19 protein-coding genes are annotated in these 18,815 nt (G+C 50.2%); 14 read left to right on the forward strand and 5 right to left on the reverse strand.

What is annotated here, in order from left to right; translation table 11 throughout:
* Positions 1 to 19: 19 nt before the first annotated feature.
* Together pepP and AC0KH7_RS08140 are read right to left on the reverse strand one after the other, a co-directional pair.
* Complete coding sequence (gene pepP, locus AC0KH7_RS08135) at positions 20 to 1,336, reverse strand: Xaa-Pro aminopeptidase (RefSeq protein WP_472372391.1); 1,317 nt, start codon at positions 1,334 to 1,336, stop codon at positions 20 to 22.
* Entirely contained in the window at positions 1,336 to 1,905 is a 570-nt protein-coding gene (locus AC0KH7_RS08140) for a UPF0149 family protein (protein ID WP_472372393.1), read from the reverse strand. The genes pepP and AC0KH7_RS08140 overlap by 1 nt, the downstream gene beginning before the upstream one ends.
* Here AC0KH7_RS08140 and AC0KH7_RS08145 point away from each other — a divergent pair.
* The 3 genes from AC0KH7_RS08145 to AC0KH7_RS08155 all read left to right on the forward strand — a co-directional run bounded on the left by AC0KH7_RS08145 (position 1,904) and on the right by AC0KH7_RS08155 (position 3,396).
* Positions 1,904 to 2,083 carry a hypothetical protein gene (locus tag AC0KH7_RS08145; RefSeq protein WP_472372395.1) on the forward strand — a complete coding sequence of 60 codons (180 nt, stop codon included), beginning with the start codon at positions 1,904 to 1,906 and terminating at the stop codon, positions 2,081 to 2,083. The two genes, AC0KH7_RS08140 and AC0KH7_RS08145, sit on opposite strands and share 2 nt — an antisense overlap.
* Positions 2,084 to 2,197: 114 nt before the next feature.
* Complete coding sequence (locus AC0KH7_RS08150; RefSeq protein WP_068649734.1) at positions 2,198 to 2,470, forward strand: cell division protein ZapA; 273 nt, start codon at positions 2,198 to 2,200, stop codon at positions 2,468 to 2,470.
* A gap of 344 nt (positions 2,471 to 2,814) precedes the next feature.
* A complete protein-coding gene (locus AC0KH7_RS08155; protein WP_472372397.1) occupies positions 2,815 to 3,396 on the forward strand; it encodes a 5-formyltetrahydrofolate cyclo-ligase in 582 nt (193 codons plus the stop codon).
* Positions 3,397 to 3,500: 104 nt separating this feature from the next.
* Here the strand turns inward: AC0KH7_RS08155 and ilvA are convergent, their stop codons facing one another.
* The gene (gene ilvA / locus AC0KH7_RS08160; protein ID WP_472372399.1) at positions 3,501 to 5,024 is read right to left on the reverse strand and encodes a threonine ammonia-lyase, biosynthetic; all 1,524 of its coding nucleotides are present in this window, start codon (positions 5,022 to 5,024) and stop codon (positions 3,501 to 3,503) included.
* A gap of 354 nt (positions 5,025 to 5,378) precedes the next feature.
* On the opposite strand from ilvA, the gene AC0KH7_RS08165 reads away from it, so the two are divergent.
* From AC0KH7_RS08165 to AC0KH7_RS08200, 8 genes are all read left to right on the forward strand, one after another.
* Positions 5,379 to 7,487 (forward strand): TonB-dependent receptor domain-containing protein, encoded by a 2,109-nt coding sequence (locus tag AC0KH7_RS08165; RefSeq protein WP_472372401.1) that lies wholly within the window; start codon positions 5,379 to 5,381, stop codon positions 7,485 to 7,487.
* Between the two features lie 59 nt (positions 7,488 to 7,546).
* Positions 7,547 to 8,164 (forward strand): SCO family protein, encoded by a 618-nt coding sequence (locus AC0KH7_RS08170; RefSeq protein WP_472372402.1) that lies wholly within the window; start codon positions 7,547 to 7,549, stop codon positions 8,162 to 8,164.
* 8 nt (positions 8,165 to 8,172) lie between these two features.
* Entirely contained in the window at positions 8,173 to 8,640 is a 468-nt protein-coding gene (locus AC0KH7_RS08175) for a copper chaperone PCu(A)C (RefSeq protein ID WP_472372404.1), read from the forward strand.
* 154 nt (positions 8,641 to 8,794) lie between these two features.
* Positions 8,795 to 9,289 (forward strand): hypothetical protein, encoded by a 495-nt coding sequence (locus AC0KH7_RS08180; RefSeq protein WP_472372406.1) that lies wholly within the window; start codon positions 8,795 to 8,797, stop codon positions 9,287 to 9,289.
* Between the two features lie 156 nt (positions 9,290 to 9,445).
* Entirely contained in the window at positions 9,446 to 10,111 is a 666-nt protein-coding gene (rpiA, locus tag AC0KH7_RS08185; protein ID WP_472372407.1) for a ribose-5-phosphate isomerase RpiA, read from the forward strand.
* Positions 10,112 to 10,146: 35 nt separating this feature from the next.
* Positions 10,147 to 10,650: a peroxiredoxin family protein gene (locus AC0KH7_RS08190; RefSeq protein ID WP_472372409.1), complete on the forward strand. Its 504-nt coding sequence runs from the start codon at positions 10,147 to 10,149 to the stop codon at positions 10,648 to 10,650.
* Between the two features lie 51 nt (positions 10,651 to 10,701).
* The gene (hemL, locus tag AC0KH7_RS08195; RefSeq protein ID WP_472372410.1) at positions 10,702 to 11,982 is read left to right on the forward strand and encodes a glutamate-1-semialdehyde 2,1-aminomutase; all 1,281 of its coding nucleotides are present in this window, start codon (positions 10,702 to 10,704) and stop codon (positions 11,980 to 11,982) included.
* A gap of 75 nt (positions 11,983 to 12,057) precedes the next feature.
* Positions 12,058 to 12,603, forward strand: a complete 546-nt coding sequence (locus tag AC0KH7_RS08200) for an elongation factor P hydroxylase (RefSeq protein ID WP_472372412.1) — start codon at positions 12,058 to 12,060, stop codon at positions 12,601 to 12,603.
* 109 nt (positions 12,604 to 12,712) lie between these two features.
* Here the strand turns inward: AC0KH7_RS08200 and AC0KH7_RS08205 are convergent, their stop codons facing one another.
* Together AC0KH7_RS08205 and mpl are read right to left on the reverse strand one after the other, a co-directional pair.
* Entirely contained in the window at positions 12,713 to 13,732 is a 1,020-nt protein-coding gene (locus AC0KH7_RS08205; RefSeq protein ID WP_472372414.1) for a GGDEF domain-containing protein, read from the reverse strand.
* A 55-nt stretch (positions 13,733 to 13,787) separates the two neighbouring features.
* Positions 13,788 to 15,164, reverse strand: a complete 1,377-nt coding sequence (mpl, locus tag AC0KH7_RS08210) for a UDP-N-acetylmuramate:L-alanyl-gamma-D-glutamyl-meso-diaminopimelate ligase (RefSeq protein ID WP_472372416.1) — start codon at positions 15,162 to 15,164, stop codon at positions 13,788 to 13,790.
* A 170-nt stretch (positions 15,165 to 15,334) separates the two neighbouring features.
* On the opposite strand from mpl, the gene AC0KH7_RS08215 reads away from it, so the two are divergent.
* The 3 genes from AC0KH7_RS08215 (at position 15,335) to AC0KH7_RS08225 (ending at position 18,769) form a co-directional block, all read left to right on the forward strand.
* Positions 15,335 to 16,483: a ribonuclease D gene (locus AC0KH7_RS08215; protein ID WP_472372418.1), complete on the forward strand. Its 1,149-nt coding sequence runs from the start codon at positions 15,335 to 15,337 to the stop codon at positions 16,481 to 16,483.
* A gap of 57 nt (positions 16,484 to 16,540) precedes the next feature.
* Positions 16,541 to 17,815 carry a 6-phosphofructokinase gene (locus AC0KH7_RS08220; protein ID WP_472372420.1) on the forward strand — a complete coding sequence of 425 codons (1,275 nt, stop codon included), beginning with the start codon at positions 16,541 to 16,543 and terminating at the stop codon, positions 17,813 to 17,815.
* A 120-nt stretch (positions 17,816 to 17,935) separates the two neighbouring features.
* Positions 17,936 to 18,769, forward strand: coding sequence for a mechanosensitive ion channel family protein (locus AC0KH7_RS08225; protein WP_472372422.1), 834 nt, complete (start codon positions 17,936 to 17,938; stop codon positions 18,767 to 18,769).
* The last annotated feature ends 46 nt before the right edge of the window (positions 18,770 to 18,815 follow it).

The following is an 18,815-nucleotide window of genomic DNA, read 5'->3' on the forward strand; positions in this document are numbered from 1 at the left end:
TATTGATATTAAACCCGGCTTAACGCTGTGCCATCCAGCTTTCAATTTCGTCCACCGTGCGCGGTAACCCTTGCGTCAGAACCTCGTGCCCCTGCTCGGTCACCACCACATCATCTTCAATGCGAATACCGATGCCGCGATAGGCGTCCGGCACCGCTTCGGCGGTTTTGGAAATGTACAGCCCCGGCTCCACGGTCAGCACCATGCCGGGCTGCAAACAGCGCCATTCGCCGTCTTGTTTATAATCGCCGACATCATGCACGTCCATCCCCAGCCAGTGGCCAGTGCCGTGCATAAAAAACGCCTTGTAAGCGTCCTGCTCAATCAACTTTTCGATCGAACCGCTCAAAATGCCCAGCGCCACCAGTCCTTCGGTCAGCACCTCGACCGAAATTTCATGCAAACGATTGTAGGGCACACCGGGTCGAATCGCGTCTATGACCGATTGTTGCGCCTTTAACACCAGATTATACAACTCGGCTTGCGGGGCCGAAAAACGACCATTCGCCGGAAAAGTATGGGTAATGTCTCCGGCATAACCGGCGTATTCCGCCCCGGCATCCACCAACACCAACTGACCGTCTTCGATGCAGGCGTCATTCTCGGTGTAATGCAGAATGCAGGCGTTGTCTCCTGCCGCCACAATGCTGTTGAAGCCGACGCGCGGCGATCCGGCTTGTTTGAAACCGTTTTCCAATTCCGCCTGCACCTGGTATTCATAACGCCCAGGCGCGGTGGCTTTCATGGCCGCCAAGTGTCCGGCCACCGACATTTGTGCCGCATCACGCATCCACTCGATTTCCCGGGCGGATTTAAACAAACGCATTTCATGCAAAAGGGTATCCAGGTCTTGCAACTGGCTTGGCGCTTGCACGCCTTTGCGGGCTTTGGCTTTTTGTGCGCCGATCCAGCCGGATACCCAGTCCGACCAATGCGCCAACTCGGCGAAACTGAACACCAAGTGTTCCGCCCCTTCCACCAGTTCGTTCATTTGTTCTTCAAAATCGTCAATTGACCAGGCCTGGTCAATTTTCAAGTAAGGTGCCGCAGCGTCAACGCCCAATCGACGCCCCTGCCAAATCTCCTGCTCTTCATCTTTCGGCCGTAAAAACAAGTGAGTTTGACGGCGCTCACCCTGCTTGACGAACACCAACACACAATCGGGTTCGGCAAAACCGGTCAGATAGAAAAAGTCCGACGACGGACGAAACGGGTATTCCACATCGCGGTTACGAATCTGCTCTTCGCCGGCGGCCACAAAGGCGACAGACTGTTCCGGCAGCTGATCAAATACCGCTTGGCGGCGCTCTATAAACGGAGTGTAATCGTGTGCCATCAGTGCAAGGTATCCGTCGGTGCATCCTGCATCATAATCGGCGAACCTTCCACCGGGTTCAGCTCTTCGTTAATGGTCAAAACCCCAATTTTAACGAATTCGATTAACTCCATAAAATCGGACTCTTCCTGGTCACCGGCTTCATCCAAACCATCGATTTCAATACGGGCAATATCACCGAAATCACGGAACAGCTCAGCCACATCGCCTTTTAGTTTCTGCTCCGACTGGCCCGCCAACCCCATACCGTACAAAAACCCTTCACACCACTGGCCGAGCATTGCTGCGCGCCAAGGCAGGCCTTCGTTTTCTTCCGGCAAACACATGGTCAACTCAAAACCGGACCCGTTCAGAGTTTTGTCGGATTCCAGATAGAGTTCATGCAACAAAACCAAAAAACTTTCTTTCACGGATTTGACCCCGGCCTCTTCCAGAATACGCTTAATCCAAGCGGCTTCTTTCAAATCCGAATCGCCACACATCAACCCGACCAGCATGCCCTGTAAAAAAGAAGGCGATTCCAGTTCCGGGTGGGCTTTCAAGGCCTCATTCATTTGATCAAAATCCATGTTCGGTTCAGTCCTATTGATTCATCAGTTCATTAAAAAAGAGGAAGGGGCCTGGCAAGCTTCAAGCGACCGCATCACTCGACACCACAAGGCCTTACATTATGACGGGAATCATACCATGAGCAACTCATTGAACCAAGATGAACGCATACAAGCCTTCTTAGCGGTGTCGTTTTAAGGATTAATCCGGGTGACAAACCCTATTGAAATGCGTACCATATAAATAAGCGGCCAAAATAAAGCCACATTCGGCTGTCGCCACTTTGAATTCTATTTGGATGAGAGAACTGTCATGCTAACGTTATCTTTAATGAACCACACGTTTGAAGTGCCTTGCGAACCGGAAGACCATGAACGCCTCATCGAAGCCGCGACGCTACTGGAAGACAAACTCGACCAGGTCACCACGTTAAAAGGTGAAAGCAAAGTGTTAATGGTGGCACTGAACTTATGTTATGACTATTTACAAATGAAGCAGGACACCACACAGTATTGCCTGCGTTTAGACGATCAGTTGGAAGACGCCATGACTCAAATTGCCAACAGCCAGGACGGCAAAGACTAACGATTCCCGGCCCCAATCCGACTCATGCGATAGAAGCCATTTATCCCTCTCCGGCTTATCATCAAAACATCCAATCAACAAAACCCGACATCCCCTATCAATGACCTTATAAATTGTTATAATGTACTCACACGGGCTAGGTTCAAATCCCCTGCCGATAGCTATGACCTTGGGGCCAGAAACTTTAGACGGTGAGCATCTCGCTTATGTCCGAGAAGCCTAAGTCTTTAGAGGAGGCTGCCACCTGAACTTTACGGTTCAGGGATAAATGGCCTAGTCCGTTCCCTTTTTATTGACAACGTCGTCAAGGTCGCGCTTTTATCCAACCGAGATTACCGGCTGACATGAATCTAAGACAAACCTGCCGCCAACAGCGCAACCAATTAACGCCTCGACAACAATTCGAACACGCACGTCTCGCAACGGCTCGACTCCTCAGAAGTTCCTGGCTACAACGCCCAAAACGCATTGCCGTGTATTTATCCCAAGACGGCGAACTCAGCACCGAACGTTTGACCCACCAACTTTGGAAAAGTCATCATCACGTTTACCTGCCGGTTTTGAAAACCTTGCGCGGTCGCCATATGGCCTTTGCCCGCTACACGCCGGACACCCTCATGACGCCAAACCGATTCGGCATACTGGAACCGGACGTACCGAACCATCAGCACTTGACGGGCAATCAACTGGATGTCGTTTTAATGCCCCTCACCTGTTTTGACGAACACGGCCATCGCACCGGCATGGGCGGCGGCTTTTACGATCGAACCTTCCAATTCAAGCGCTGGTTACCGACATCACATTCCCGCCCCAAGCTGATTGGCTGGGCGCATGAATGTCAGAAAGTGACACAGATTCCCAGTGAACCCTGGGACATTCCGCTGGAAGGCCTGGTCACCGAAAAACACCTGTACCGGTTTCGTTGACCTCTTAAAATAAAAAACGCCCAGGCTTGGGCGTTTTTTATATAAGACAAACAGAGCGCTTGAAATCGGCCATCGATCATCGGCCTTAAACAATTCAATCTGAATTATTCAATCGGCCGCAAAAACAACTGATACCCGACATTATCCTGTTCCGGGAAGAAACGATAGCCGAGGCTCTGCAAATAGGATTCGAATTGCTCGATTTGTGACGGCGGCACCTGCACTCCGACCAATACCCGACCGTAAGCCGCGCCGTGGTTTCGATAATGAAACAGGCTGATATTCCATTCTTCGCTCATTTTAATCAAGAACTGCAACAGCGCTCCCGGGCGCTCCGGAAACTGGAAGCGATACAACATTTCATTATCCACGCCCTTGGCATGACCGCCGACCATATAACGTAAATGCAATTTCGCCATTTCATCGTCGCTCAAATCCTCCAACGGATAATCGCAGGCTTGCAACTGCTTGACCAACTGGTCTTTCTCGGCCTGGCCGCCTTCGGTGCGAACACCGACAAACACCACCGCCTTATTGGCGTCGGAATAACGGTAATTGAATTCGGTAATGGCACGACGGTCACCCAACAATTCACAGAATTGCTTGAAACTACCCGGGCGTTCGTCAATCGTCACCGCAAAAATCGCCTCGCGCTTCTCCCCGATTTCGGTTCGCTCGGAAACATAACGCAACCCATCAAAGTTCATATTCGCGCCACTGACAATGACAGCCATGTCTTTGTCGGCCACGCCTTTTTCCTCGACGAACTTTTTCATCCCCGCCAAGGCTAAGGCCCCTGCTGGCTCGGCAATCGCACGAGTGTCTTCAAAAATATCCTTCACGGCGGCGCAGATTTCGTCGGTTTTGACAGTCACCATTTCGTCCACACAAGTTTGCGCGATGCGAAACGGAATTTCACCGGCCTGTGCCACGGCGACGCCATCGGCGAAAATGCCCACCGAATCCAGTTTGACTCGTTCACCGGCTTTCAAAGCTTCAGTCATACAGGCGGCATCTTCCGGCTCCACACCGACAATCCGCGTTTCCGGCGCGACTTGCTTAATCACCGCGGCCACACCGGCGATCAGGCCGCCCCCACCCACCGGCACGAAAATCACATCGAACGGTTTGCTTTGACGCAACATTTCCAGCGCAATCGTGCCCTGACCGGCAATCACATCCAAATCATCATAAGGGGGGATATAGGTATAACCATTCTCTTCACAGAGCTTGGCCGCATGGGCGGCCGCCTGATCGTAGGCATCACCGTGCAATACTACTTCGCCACCGAAATTCCGAACCGAATTGACTTTAATCATCGGCGTGGTGCGCGGCATTACAATCGTGGCTTTAATGCCCATTTTAGTGGCCGACAACGCAACGCCCTGCGCATGGTTACCGGCGGATGCCGCAATCACCCCACGGGCTTTTTCTTCATCCGTGAGTTGGTACAAACGGTTATAGGCACCCCGTAACTTGAACGAAAACACCGGTTGCAAGTCTTCACGCTTCAACCAAATATTGTTGCGCATGCGTTGAGAAATCAGCGGCGCCTTCTCCAAAGGCGTTTGCTCGGCCACGTCGTAAACGGGCGCTTTCAAAACACGGCGTAATATGGTTTCTGGCATGGTGCATCCTTACAGCGTTGGTTCAAATCGAATATTGACCAGGCCTGCGCCCGATCGAAAAACAAAGCTCGATTATATCAAAGCCAGCCTTCGCCGTTTTGAAATCCCGTCAGGAATTCAAAAACGGCCAGGCCTGGTGATTCATGAGACACCTCTGTCACACTTTTCCGTAAATTTTGTAAGGTTAATGCTTTCTCAACTTTTCCACCATCCTATTGCCAGACTTACACAAAGATTTCTCAAGAGTCTGGTACGAATTCTTACATACAATACGTCGAAATTATAAATCTAAAAACTGTCGTCAGACACACACCGTTTAGAGTGTGATTCTGACCTTAACGTAAGGAACCAACCATGAAGCCTACACCGCTTTATTTCGCTATCCTCAGCGCCCTGTCCTCTTCGGCATTCATTCCAACGGCCATGGCAGCCGAAACCGCCAAGCTGGACAAAATCACCGTGGAAGCACAGGATGAAATCACCCCGCAATCCGATACCGTCAGTACCGAATCTCTACTGAACACAGGGAACAGCGAAACCGGTGCGGTGCTACGCGAAATCAACGGTGTCACGGCGTCCCGCAAAGGCGGTCATGGGCTTGATCCACAAATTCATGGGCAAATGCAATCACAATTAAATGTACTGTTGGATGGCGCGAAAGTCGCGGGTGGTTGTCCGAATCGAATGGACCCGCCCTCCTCATACGCCGAAATGTCATCCTTTGATGAAGTCGAAGTTATTCGTGGCGTGAAAACCGTTACGCAAGGCGCGGGCGGCTCCGGTGGTACGATTCTGTTCAAACGCAATAAACCGCAATACGATCCGAATAAAATGATTTCCGGTGAAATCTCCGTTGGAAAATCCAATGTCATGAATTACGAAGCCGATGCCACGGTTCGTGCCGTCGGACAAAAAGGCTATGTCGTTTTACAAGGCTCTCGCAAAGACGCCAACAACTATACAGACGGCAACGGTGATGTCGTCAGATCGAGCTACAATACCAACCAAGGCCATGTGGATCTGGGCTGGACACCGAATGAACACCACCACTTAAAATTCTCGGCTGAAAAGAGCCGTACCGAAGATGCCCTTTACCCTGGCGCGGGAATGGATGCGCCGGAAACAGAAGCCGATATGCTACGTTTGCAATATGAAGGTCGTCAATTGTCCAAAGCCGTCACCGATGTGGACATCGATTTGTACCGTTCCACCGTTGATCACACCATGAACAACTATGATTTGCGCACCCCACCATCTCCGATGATGCTACGCGAAACACCGACCTCAACGGAAACCAATGGTGCCAAAATCAAACTGACCAGCCACATGGGCAACACTCAAGTCGATTACGGGGTGCAATATGAAAGCGTCAATAAAGACGCGACTTTATGGAACCGTTACGCCAATCCAAACACGTCTTTGAACTATATGTGGCCGGATGTCACCAACACCACCAAAAGTGTCTTCGCTGAAACCAATACCGAATTTACACCCAACACCAACTTAATTGTCGGCGTTCGTTACGACGACGTCTACGCCAAAGCCGATAAAACAAACGACGCGCCCTCCGGTAAACCTGCCAACGTTCCGAACGATGTTTATGCCAAAGCCTATTCGGATTACGATGGCGAAGACTCGGCCAGCGAGGGGAATTTCAATGCTCTGATTCGTCTTGAAAACCAATTTGGTGCCGGTTACAACTGGTACCTGGGGGCGAGCCGCACCATGCGTACGGCCGACGCCACCGAACGTTTCATGTCGAAATGGGGCATGAACATGAGCACAACCCCGCCACAACAAGCTTCATGGATTGGTAACCCAAATATCAAACCGGAAGAGCACAATCAAATCGATTTCGGCATCGGCCAACAAACCGGCACCTTGCAGTGGAATGCATCTGTTTGGTATGACCGTGTCAACAACTATATCTTGCGTGATTTGGCAACTAATCAATATGACAACGGCGTCAAAACCTCTGCCAAAGATAAAACTGAAGTTTATGTGAATGTTGATGCCGACCTGTACGGGGCGGACTTGGAAGCCGATTACGCCGCGACCAGCGCTTTGACTTTCGGTGGTCAGTTCAGCATCACCCAAGGTCGTAACACCACCGACAACCGTAATATTGCGATGATTTCAGCTCCGACCGGGCAATTGCGCGCCACTTACCAACCAAGTAACTGGCACCTTGGCGGGCGCTTTAACTTTGCACTGGAACAAACCAATATCGATAAAGACTACACACCAACGTCTGACTACGGCGACACCCCGGCCTGGAGCACAGTCGATGTCTTCGGTGGCTATCAAATCAATCGCCACTGGATTGTCAAAGCCGGTGTGGACAATCTGTTCGACCAAGCCTATTATGACCACTTGAACTATGATATTACCGAAGGTTCCAACGTTTATAAATACAATGAACCGGGACGTAACTTCTGGGCGAAAGTGACGGCCAAATTCTAAGCTTTTCAACATCACGTAACCCAAAGGAGCTCCGGCTCCTTTTTTGACTTGTAGGTATTATGAAAAAATTTATCTTCTTCACCGTTTTACTGGGCATCCTCATCGGTCTGTTTATCTTGGCCTGGCCGTTTTCCCAACACAACTCGGAACAAACCACCGCTCACTTGATTCTGAACGAAAAACCCGTTGGCGGCGACTTCACCTTACAATCCACAGATGGACCGGTATCGCTTAGCGACTTCAATGACAAGCTGGTATTAGCCTACTTTGGTTACACCTTCTGCCCGGACATCTGTCCGACGAACCTCGGCAATTTGGCCGTCGCTTACCGCCAACTGACGGACGAGGAAAAAGCCAAACTGCAAATCCTGTTTATCTCGGTCGACCCGAAGCGTGACACACCAGAGCGCCTCAAACAATACGTCGATTATTTTGACAGCGGGATTATTGGCCTGACGGGGACCAAAACCGAACTGGATGAAATAGCCAACCGTTACGGCGTTGTTTACATGATTCACCAAGACGACCCGAAAGACGAACACTACTCCGTTGACCACTCGGCCTTTACCTATGTCATCACGCCCGGCGGCAAGCTGGCGACACAACTGCCACACGCCACCAGCCCGGATGATTTTGTGAAAACCATTCGAACCTATTTAAACCAAACACAACCTTAGGAGCTTACATGCTTAAGTCCTCTCTGGCCCTGCTGGCCACAGCCTTTTCGCTCATCAGCGTCAATGCATTTGCCGATAACGCCGCCGACATCGAAGTCGAACAACCGTATGTTCGCGAAGTGCCACCCGGAGCCATGGCCACCGGCAGCTTCATGACGCTCACCAATATGAGCGATCACGACATTGAATTGGTCAACGCAAAATCCAACGCCGCCAAAAAGGTCGAGTTGCACACCCACATTCACGATGACGGCGTCATGAAAATGCGTCAAATTCCATCCATCAAAGTACCGGCCGACGGACAGGCCCACCTGAAACCCGGCGGATTGCACATCATGCTCATCGGGTTGAAAAACACGCTTAAAGCCAGCCAAACCATCGACATGACATTGGTCTTTAAAGACGGTAGCAAAAAATCGATTTCCGTGCCGGTCAAATCGGTGATGTCGCACTCCGGCCATATGATGTCGCATTAAGCGATCTGCATTCAGCCTTTATCGGTTTTTTTACAGCCCCATTGTAAAAAACCGGTTTCCATACTCTTTCCACCTTTCAGGCTTGAAAACCTGTCAATCATCCCTATAAAATCCCCCGAACAAAATGACTTCAAATAAAACAGGTTATAAAACAATGACAGGCCAAAACCTTTCCCTTTATGCATTGATTGTTGGCGCCCTGACCTTTTCTTCAGCGTCACTGGCGGCCGAAGACGCCAAGCAATCGATCAAAGACCAGAAAACACTGAAACTGTGTGTCGACTATAATGGGTTGACTTCCGATGACGACAAACAAGCCTATATCACAGAACTGGACCGTCGAGGGCAACTCAGCGTTAAAGACCATGAAAACCTGAAGACAAAACACGTCGTCAATGGCTCCACCATGTGCGGCATGTACATGATGCTTGGCAAACCTCTTCAAGAAGAAGGCATGCAGATTCGACCAATGGTTTACAAAGTCGTACACGTTTATCCGAAAAACTATTACGTCACCCAAGTGGGTATGGTGGTTGCATCCTATGACCGCAAGCCTGGCGAACTGCCACCGAAGTTATCGGAAACCAAACCGGCCGTTCAACCACCTCCGGTTATATTTAATGCCCCGGGCGGTAGTCCGCACCACTAAAACCGCATCGTTTTCTTTCAAGCCGTTTTCGGCTTGAAAGCCGCTCTCCTCAGCTCAACCCTTTCTCCATAGGCTTCGCGCACCACACGCTATACATTTTTCTTTAAAGTGATTAGAATACTGTCATCTTTATTTTTATGATTCAGGATGGATACAATGACACAAGACGAATTGAAACAAGAAGTGGCTAAAGCCGCCATCGATTATGTTGTACCGGATACGTACATCGGCGTTGGAACCGGTTCCACAGCGAACTTCTTCATTGATGAACTGGCTAAAATCAAAGGCAAAATCAAAGGCGCCGTGGCCAGCTCCGAAGCGACGTCCGAGCGTTTGAAAGGTCATGGCATTCCGGTTTTGGAACTGAATGCCGTGGACGAACTGTCGGTTTACATTGACGGTGCCGATGAAGCCGATCCAAACCTAAACCTGATTAAAGGCGGCGGCGGCGCATTGACGCGCGAAAAAATCGTCTTGGCAGTCGCCAAACAATTCGTCTGCATCGCCGACGACAGCAAAAAGGTCGACGTACTTGGTCAATTCCCCCTACCGATTGAAGTCATCCCTATGGCGCGCAGCTATGTGGCTCGCGAAGTCGTCAAACGTTTCGGCGGTGAACCGGTCTTGCGCGAAGGCTTTACGACCGATAACGGTAACGTGATTCTGGACATCCACGGGTTGGAAATTGTTAACCCGGTGGAGATGGAAGCCGAACTGAATAGCATCGTCGGTGTCGTGACCAACGGACTGTTCGCGGCACGCAATGCGGACATCTTCCTGTGCGGCACGTCAAATGGTGTTGAAACCATTAAACGCCCTTAATCCACCCACAAACTGTTTAACAGTAAGAGACAGCCATGAACAACATCGGTAGCAAACTTTTCGGTCTTCTCGTCGTGATTCTCATTGGCGTATTGCTCTACCTCACCGTCTTCTCCGACGGGTTGGGCAAAGCGCCGGACATCACCGTCAAAACCGCGCAGGGTGAAACACTCCAACTCAGCAAACCGCTCAAACCGGTATTGGTCAGTTTTTGGGCGACCACCTGCCCTGGCTGTATTGCCGAGATGCCGCACCTGGCCCAAATGAAAGAAAAGTTCGGGGATAAGTTCGAGATCGTTGCCATTGCCATGTCGTACGACCCGGCGGAACAAGTCGCCAAATTCATCGAAAAGAACCCTTACCCTTTCTCTTTTGTTCGCGACACTGACGGCCAAATGTCAAAAGCATTTGGCGAAGTCTTGCTGACCCCAACCAATTTTTTGATTGCCCCGAACGGAAACATCGTTTACCAAAAAGTCGGTGAGGTCGATTTCAAACTGGTCACCGAACGCATTCGACAAATGACACCGGATCTGTAATTCAGATTTCCGGTTTTCACCCGCCACAATCAACTGATAGGAACCGATTCTATGTCACATTCACACGCCCTTTTTCAAGCCGCACAAACTCACATTCCGGGGGGCGTCAACTCGCCTGTCCGAGCGTTTAAAGGGGTCGGTGGCGAACCGGTTTTCTTCGAATCGGCAAAAGGGGCCTATCTAACGGATGTAGACGGTAAGCAATATATCGATTACGTGGCTTCCTGGGGGCCGGCGATTTTAGGGCATACTCACCCGGAAGTGATTGAAGCCGTTCAAAAACAGGCCGAAAAAGGCTTGTCGTTCGGCGCGCCCACAGAACTGGAAACCACCATTGCCGACCTGGTTTGCGATTTGATTCCATCCTTCGACATGGTGCGCATGGTCAGCTCAGGCACCGAAGCCACCATGACCGCGATTCGTTTGGCCCGTGGTTACACCGGCCGCGATAAAATCGTCAAATTCGAGGGTTGCTACCATGGCCATTCCGACTCTTTATTGGTCAAAGCCGGTTCCGGTGCCCTCACACTAGGTGTGCCATCCTCTCCAGGTGTGCCCGCCTGCCTGGCGGAAGAAACCCTGACGTTGACCCACAACGACTCCGATGAAGTCCGCCGCGTTTTCAGTGAAATCGGCGATCAAATCGCCTGCATTATCGTTGAACCGGTGGCCGGGAATATGAACTGCATTCCGCCGGAAGACGGTTTCCTACAAACCTTGCGTGACGTTTGCGACGAATCGGGTGCGGTGTTAATTTTCGACGAGGTCATGTGTGGATTCCGTGTCGGTTTAACCGGTGCACAAGGCCGCTACGGCATCACCCCGGATTTAACCACTTTCGGCAAAGTAATCGGTGGCGGCATGCCGGTCGGCGCCTTTGGTGGCAAACGCGAAGTCATGGAACACATCGCTCCGTTGGGGCCTGTGTATCAAGCCGGGACACTTTCCGGAAACCCGATTGCGATGTCGGCCGGTCTGAAAACCCTGCACCTGATCAGCAAAGACGGTTTTTTCGAATCGCTTGAAGCCAAAACCAAGCAGTTAACGGAAGGTTTGCAACAAGCCGCCGATGACGCCGGCATTCCCTTTACCACCAATCAGGTCGGCGCCATGTTCGGTTTATTCTTCACCGAAGAAAAAAACATCCGACGCTACGCTCAGGTTGCCAAAGGCGATATGGAACGCTTCAAACGTTTTTACCACGGCATGCTGGACGAAGGCATTTATTTGGCACCGTCCGCATTCGAGGCTGGATTCGTTTCCAGTGCGCATACCGAAGCCGACATCCAAGCCACCATCGAGGCCGCTCGCAAGGTAATGGCGACGCTGTAACCTGACTTACCAAGGCGCGTCAACGCTTCCGTTGGCGCTCCACACACATCCAAAATACGACCATCCTCATCCGAAATGTCATCGAGTTTTCAAGCAGAAACCCTAATCGAACTCTTCAACGCCTCCTTTATTCCGCTCCGGAATACCAAGCTGGTATGCTGCGAGCCTGAACCGATTTATCGCCCAGCGGATCAGACGCACCCACACCATCGCATTATTTTCGCGCACGGTTTCTTTGCATCGGCTTTGCATGAAATTGCCCATTGGTGCATTGCCGGGCCGGAACGACGTTTATTGGAGGATTTCGGCTATTGGTATCAGCCGGATGGGCGGACAGCCGAGCAACAAGCCGAATTTGAGCGGGTGGAAATCAAGCCGCAGGCCTTGGAATGGATTTTTTCCGCTTCTGCGGGATTCCCGTTTGTTTTCAGTGCGGATAATCTCAGTGGTGGCGTGGGGGCTTCGGACACTTTCAAAGAAAACGTCCTGCGCCAAGTGAAAGCCTATTTATCGGAAGGGTTGCCGGAAGATGCCCAGGCCTGGTCAAATGTCCTATTACAGCATTATCGGCCAGGCCTGGCGCTGCAGGCATCGGAATTCGATTTATCCCAAGTTCGTTGAAACAGGTTATTTTTTCGTTATTTCTTACGGCGCGGCACCACTGCCCAAACAATCACCAAGACAAGAACCAACAATAAACCCATTTCCAGTAACGCCCACATGGCTCAAATCACTCTTCAATCTTTACCACGGAACCGTGTTTGCCATCGGTGACCTTCGCTAAACCGGTGGAAACTTTACGATCGATGGTTTCGATATCGTCGTACACCGCGACCTTGACGATCACGGCGTTCAATTCAATGTTTTTGATTTCCTGTTGTTTGTCTTTCACCACCAGCTTTTTGCTGCTAACCACCTTACGGATTTTTTCAATGTAATCCGGAATTTGATGAATTGGGAAAGACGGTGGCGGGAAAACAGCAAATTCATCTTCCTGCAATCGCATCATTTGCCAGGTTTCTTCCGTTTCCGACTGAATGATTTTCACCACCAATCGAATGATACTGTCACCCAGTAGCCAGGAAAATGCTTCGTTATACGAATCCAGATTCTTGATGTCGAAAACAATGAAGTGGCGCTTGGAAATAACACCCGACATGGACTCTTTGAGAAATTCTCCCAATGTTTTTTTGAAATAACTTTTGTCCGGCAACCCCGTCAGGAAGTCGCGACTCATGTTTTGTTCGATTTCAATGACTTCGTTTTGGACGTTCTCCAGTGACTGAACGTTTTTCTGCATCCATAAAGTCGTTTCCAACGAACTGGATTCAACCGTCTTTAACTCCATCACCGCTTCTGAAAGAATAATCTCAATCGCTTCCCGCGTTTCGGCAATGGTCAGGCTTTCGCGCATATCCCCCAGAGTGTCCTGATGCGAACGCACACTTTCGACAAAATCGTAAATCTTTTTCTTCAGGTCATTGGCTTTATCGATGATTTGCGTGGTATTGCGATTCAGTCCGAGGCTTTCTCGGAAATGTTCTTTCAAGACATACACTTCATAGAGTTTTTCGTAAGACGCATCGGAAATGGGCTGCCCGGTCGATAGAAAGGATTTCATGCGGGCAATTAATGCTTTATTTTCGCCCAAATAATACAAAAACCAAATACTGAACGTGACCGGTGACGGTTCGATATTATTCTTAGTGAGGTGTTCTATCGCTTTTCGTGCGACGATTTGGTGATTCATATATATCTTCCCGTAAAGTTAACCCATGACCCGAAGCCAATAAAACGTCCCTGTTTTAGGCTTCGGCACGCTCCGATAACATCTCCAACAAACGGTGATGAAGGCCGCCGAAACTGCCATTACTCATCACCACAACTCGGTCGCCGGGGTCAAGTTCCGCCACCAACCGTGCCAATAAGGCATCATAAGATTCCTCAACCGTTACCGGGCATTCAAAGGCGTCGGTTTCCAATCGCCATTGCCAGGCCGGGTCAATAAAGGCATAAACGGCATCCGCTTGCGAAAAGGCTTTTGGCAAGGTCGAGCGGTGAATCCCCATTCGCATGGTATTGGAACGCGGTTCAAATACCGCAATCAAGCGGCCCGCCTGACCATCGGCTTGCATTTGCGCCCGTGCGCCGTCGAGCGTGGTGGCAATGGCCGTGGGATGATGGGCAAAATCATCGTAAATCAACACCCCATCGGCCTCGCCTAAGCGAGTCATGCGGCGGCGCACACCTTTAAAACGGCTCAAAGCTTGCACGCAGTCGGTCACCGGCACACCGCAATGACGAGCGGCGGCAATCGCACTCAAGCCATTACGCACATTATGCAACCCGGTCATCCCCCAACCGACTTTTCCGCAGGATTCACCTTGGAAAAACACTTCGAACACCGACCCGTCGGCTTCTGTCAATTCAAAATACCAATCGGCTTGAGAGCCGCTTTCGCCCTGCGATTCCAGTGGTGTCCAGCACCCTTGTGCCAGAACATCATCAATCGCCACCTCGGCCTTGGGGTGGATAATCATGCCATTCCCCGGCACGGTTCGCACCAGATGGTGAAACTGTTTCTGAATGGCCGCCAGATTATCGAAAATATCGGCGTGATCAAACTCCAGATTATTCAGCACGCAGGTTCTCGGATGATAATGAACGAATTTTGAACGCTTATCGAAAAACGCCGTATCGTATTCATCCGCTTCGACGACAAAAAACGGTGCCTTCCCCAACCGAGCGGATACCCCAAAATTTTCCGGCACACCACCAATTAAAAACCCAGGCGACAAACCGGCCTCTTCCAATATCCAGGCGACCATTGAAGCGGTGGTGGTTTTACCGTGTGTACCCGCCACCGCGACCACCCAACGATCTTTCAGAATATTTTCCGCCAACCATTGCGGACCGGACGTATAGAACTGCTGAGCATTGAGCGTTTGTTCCACCGCAGGGTGACCTCGACTCAAGGCGTTTCCGATGACCACCGTTTCCGGCTCGCGGGCGAGAAAATTGTCATCGTAATTGGAAACATCAATGCCGGCTTGTTCCAATTGCGTGCTCATCGGCGGGTAAATGGCTTGATCCGACCCGGAAACATTGAACCCCATGCTTTTTGCCAGTTGGGCAATTCCTCCCATAAAGGTTCCGGCAATACCTAAAATATGAACTTTCAAGTACACTCCCTGTCAAATGCCAACCTGAAAGACTGCATTCCTAAACCGTTTAACGGCTGTAGGAGTAAATTTTTTAACAATCTTTGCGGCATTTGGTTATCTTATTGAAGATTTCTGAAAAAGCAATGCTTTTGCTTGCCGAACGACAAACAACCTCTTAAACTGATTTTATGACCTATACATTTATTGATACTCAAGCGGACTTAGCGGCTTTCTGCGACCTGATTCAAGCCGACAACTGGTTCGCCATCGATACCGAATTCGTGCGTACCGATACCTATTTTCCCAAACTGTGTTTGATTCAGATTCAAAGCCGTTCAGGGCATGCCGCCATTATCGATCCGATGGTCATTGAAACTTTGGACCCCTTGTGGCGATTACTGGAAAATCCAAACATCCAAAAGGTGTTCCACTCCGCCCGTCAAGACATTGAGGTATTGTATCAAGTTTCCGGCCGCATGCCGGTGGCGATTTACGACACTCAAATTGCCGGGGTTTTTCTTGGTCATGGAGACCTGGCGGGGTTGGCGAGAGTCATTAAAGCCGAACTGGGTACCGAGCTGGAAAAAGACCAAACTCGAACCGATTGGAGCCGCCGCCCGTTGACCGACAAACAGCTGGAATATGCCATCAACGACGTACGATATTTGGCCCCTTTATATGAACGCTACCAAGACAAACTGACCGAATCACAACAAGCCGCGCTTTCGGAAGATTTTGATGCCCTACTGAATGAAGACCTCTACCGTCTCGCGCCTGAAAACGCCGGTGAAAAAATTAAACCCATACAAAAACTGCCTCGTAAGAACAAAGCCATTGCTTGTCGTTTAGCCGAATGGCGGGAACTTTACGCCATCAATCATAACAAACCCAAACGTTGGGTGCTGTCCGACGATGCGCTCGTCGCCATTGCCAAACGCCCACCGAAAGCACGCGAAGCTCTGTATAAAGTGCCGAACATCAAATCGTCTTCGGTGAAAAACTTTGGTGACGAATGGATTGAAATCATCGATGAGGTGTTTGCCAATCCGGACGCCTGGCCCGAAGCGGCCAGCAAACCGGCTCCAGCTACGCCCCAAGAAGATATTTTCATCAATATCGGTTTTGCGTTATTGCAACAAGTGGCTCAGGATTACCACATTAACCCACCGAATATTGCCGGAAAAACTGATTTGCTCCACCTGATTCGCCATCCGGACAACACGCTTTCCGGGTGGCGTCACGCCTTATTTGGTCAGCCATTTACCGACTTTTTAAACGGCAAAGGTGGCTTAGCCGTTGAGGATAACCGCCTCATTCAAAAAACTTTCATCCCATAAATTGCACTATATCTCTTATAATCATTTCATATCAAAAATGTGAAAGGATCGCAGTCTATGTCGCACCCGAGAAATGTCATTTACGCACAAGCCGGCGGGGTTACGGCCGTCATTAACGCCAGTGCCGCAGGTGTCATCGAAATGGCGAAACGTCACCCGGAAAAATTCGGTAAAGTCTATGCCGCCATCAACGGCATCGTCGGCGTATTGGAAGAGCGATTGACCGATGCTTCGCGCTTCAGCGAAGACACTTTGGACCGTCTAAAAACCCAACCCGGGGCCGCTTTTCAGGCTTGTCGCTTCGACCTCGACAGCATTGATGAAAACCCGGGGCAATACCAACGGGTGCTGGAAGTGTTCCGAACCTACGACATCGGCTACTTTTTTTACAACGGCGGCAATGGTTCCATGGTCACGGCGCAAAAAGTGGCCGATTACTGTTCAGCCCACGGTCATCCGGTCACATGCATTGGTGTAGCAAAAACCATCGACAACGACCTCGCATTGTCGCATTGCAGTCCAGGGTTCGGCAGTGCGGCCAAATACATTGCCACCAGCTTACTGGAAGCAACGATGGACCTGTTTTCAATGCATAATACGTCCACCAAATTTTTTGCATTGGAAGCCATGGGCCGTAATGTCGGCTGGTTGACCATCGCCGGCGGACTCATCAAAACCGCCATGCCGGACGTCCCCTTACTGATTCTGCCCGCTGAACGCCCTTTCGAACGCAACAAATTCCTGGAACGTGTCCAGCACCTGATCGACAGCAAAGGCTACTGCGTTTGCATCGTTTCCGAAGGACTGATGGATCCGGACGGCCATTACATATCCATCGAAAACGTTGAACACACTCACAACAACGATTACACCCAACTGGGCGGTGTGGCCCACACCTTATCCGGCCTGGTAGCCAACACCTTCAATTGCAAAACCCACAGTGCCGTACCCGATTATTTGCAGCGTTCCGCCAGTCACCAAGTGTCGCAAACCGACTGGGAAATGGCTTACCGAGCCGGCAAAGCAGCTGTACAAGCTGCGCTGGATGGACAACACGGCGTCTTGCCGGTAATTGAAGTCATCGACACCCAACCCCTGGTGTGGCGTTACAAAAACGTCGACTTATTTGAAGTCGCCGATTTGGAAAAATGCGTCCCGGACGAGTTCCTCACCGAAGATGGTATGGACATCACCCCCGCCGCCATTGATTATTTGTTACCCCTCATCAAAGGCGAACGTCCTATCCAATATCGAAACGGACTGCCGGATATTTACCCGATGCATTTTGACTTGGTCGAACAACAACTCCCCAAATACAAAGCCGTCAAATAAACAAACCGAGAAATTGACCAGGCCTGGTCAATTTCAACCAAAAACCGTCACGATTCTTTTAAAATAGCGCCCGTTGCACTTTTATAAAAACAAGATTCATTTTTATCAGGAAGCAAATTTATGGACTTCTCAAGCATTGACTTAAAAAGCCTATGGGAAACCTATGGCATTGAATGGGGTACAAATATCGTTCTGGCATTGATTATCTTCATTGTCGGACGCTGGGCCTCTAAACTGATTTCCGGTATTGTTCAACGTCTACTCAAACGCGGCAAAATGGATGACATGCTGATTAATTTCATCATGTCGATTCTAAACGCCGTCCTGCTACTGTTCATCATCATTGCCACCTTGAGCCAATTAGGTATCGACACCACCTCTTTGGTCGCCTTAATCGGTGCCGCCGGTTTGGCCATCGGCCTGGCCTTGAAGGACTCTTTGCAAAACTTTGCTTCCGGTGTCATGCTGATTTTATTCAAACCATTCAAAGTCGGCAATTTCGTGGAAGCCGCCGGCACTTCGGGTGTCGTCGAAAGCGTAGGCATTTTCAGCTCCACTTTCCGCACCGGCGACAACCGTGAAGTCATTATTCCGAATGGCAATATCTATAAAGGCACCATCACCAACTACTCGGCCCGTGAAACCCGCCGTGTTGATATGGTGTTCGGCATTGGTTACGACGACGACATTAAGCAAGCCAAACAAATTCTGACGGATTTGGTCGAATCCGACGAACGCGTCTTGCAAGACCCGGCTCCGACCATCGCCGTCTCCGAGCTGGCCGACTCCAGCATCAACTTCGTGGTGCGTCCTTGGGTTCAATCCGGCGACTATTGGGGCTTGAAATGGGGTATGAACGAAAAGGTCAAACACGCCTTCGACGAAGCCGGTATCGGCATCCCTTATCCGCAAATGGATGTACACCTGCATTCTCAAGAAACCGACTCCAAATAACGATTTCATCTAAGAATTAAGCATTAAAAGTATTAAAGGTAGTAAA

The organism is Hydrogenovibrio sp., assembly GCF_965140365.1.
In the GTDB taxonomy this organism is placed as follows: domain Bacteria; phylum Pseudomonadota; class Gammaproteobacteria; order Thiomicrospirales; family Thiomicrospiraceae; genus Hydrogenovibrio.

Excerpts from the sequence above, each read along its gene's own strand:
- rpiA (WP_472372407.1), top strand. The coding sequence starts at position 9,446 with ATGACACAAGACGAATTGAAACAAGAAGTGGCTAAAGCCGCCATCGAT.
- pepP (WP_472372391.1), bottom strand. The coding sequence starts at position 1,336 with ATGGCACACGATTACACTCCGTTTATAGAGCGCCGCCAAGCGGTATTT.
- ilvA (WP_472372399.1), bottom strand. The coding sequence starts at position 5,024 with ATGCCAGAAACCATATTACGCCGTGTTTTGAAAGCGCCCGTTTACGAC.
- hemL (WP_472372410.1), top strand. The coding sequence starts at position 10,702 with ATGTCACATTCACACGCCCTTTTTCAAGCCGCACAAACTCACATTCCG.
- AC0KH7_RS08180 (WP_472372406.1), top strand. The coding sequence starts at position 8,795 with ATGACAGGCCAAAACCTTTCCCTTTATGCATTGATTGTTGGCGCCCTG.
- AC0KH7_RS08215 (WP_472372418.1), top strand. The coding sequence starts at position 15,335 with ATGACCTATACATTTATTGATACTCAAGCGGACTTAGCGGCTTTCTGC.
- AC0KH7_RS08175 (WP_472372404.1), top strand. The coding sequence starts at position 8,173 with ATGCTTAAGTCCTCTCTGGCCCTGCTGGCCACAGCCTTTTCGCTCATC.
- AC0KH7_RS08145 (WP_472372395.1), top strand. The coding sequence starts at position 1,904 with ATGTTCGGTTCAGTCCTATTGATTCATCAGTTCATTAAAAAAGAGGAA.
- AC0KH7_RS08165 (WP_472372401.1), top strand. The coding sequence starts at position 5,379 with ATGAAGCCTACACCGCTTTATTTCGCTATCCTCAGCGCCCTGTCCTCT.
- AC0KH7_RS08225 (WP_472372422.1), top strand. The coding sequence starts at position 17,936 with ATGGACTTCTCAAGCATTGACTTAAAAAGCCTATGGGAAACCTATGGC.
- AC0KH7_RS08155 (WP_472372397.1), top strand. The coding sequence starts at position 2,815 with ATGAATCTAAGACAAACCTGCCGCCAACAGCGCAACCAATTAACGCCT.
- AC0KH7_RS08190 (WP_472372409.1), top strand. The coding sequence starts at position 10,147 with ATGAACAACATCGGTAGCAAACTTTTCGGTCTTCTCGTCGTGATTCTC.
- AC0KH7_RS08220 (WP_472372420.1), top strand. The coding sequence starts at position 16,541 with ATGTCGCACCCGAGAAATGTCATTTACGCACAAGCCGGCGGGGTTACG.
- AC0KH7_RS08140 (WP_472372393.1), bottom strand. The coding sequence starts at position 1,905 with ATGGATTTTGATCAAATGAATGAGGCCTTGAAAGCCCACCCGGAACTG.
- AC0KH7_RS08200 (WP_472372412.1), top strand. The coding sequence starts at position 12,058 with ATGTCATCGAGTTTTCAAGCAGAAACCCTAATCGAACTCTTCAACGCC.
- AC0KH7_RS08170 (WP_472372402.1), top strand. The coding sequence starts at position 7,547 with ATGAAAAAATTTATCTTCTTCACCGTTTTACTGGGCATCCTCATCGGT.
- AC0KH7_RS08205 (WP_472372414.1), bottom strand. The coding sequence starts at position 13,732 with ATGAATCACCAAATCGTCGCACGAAAAGCGATAGAACACCTCACTAAG.
- AC0KH7_RS08150 (WP_068649734.1), top strand. The coding sequence starts at position 2,198 with ATGCTAACGTTATCTTTAATGAACCACACGTTTGAAGTGCCTTGCGAA.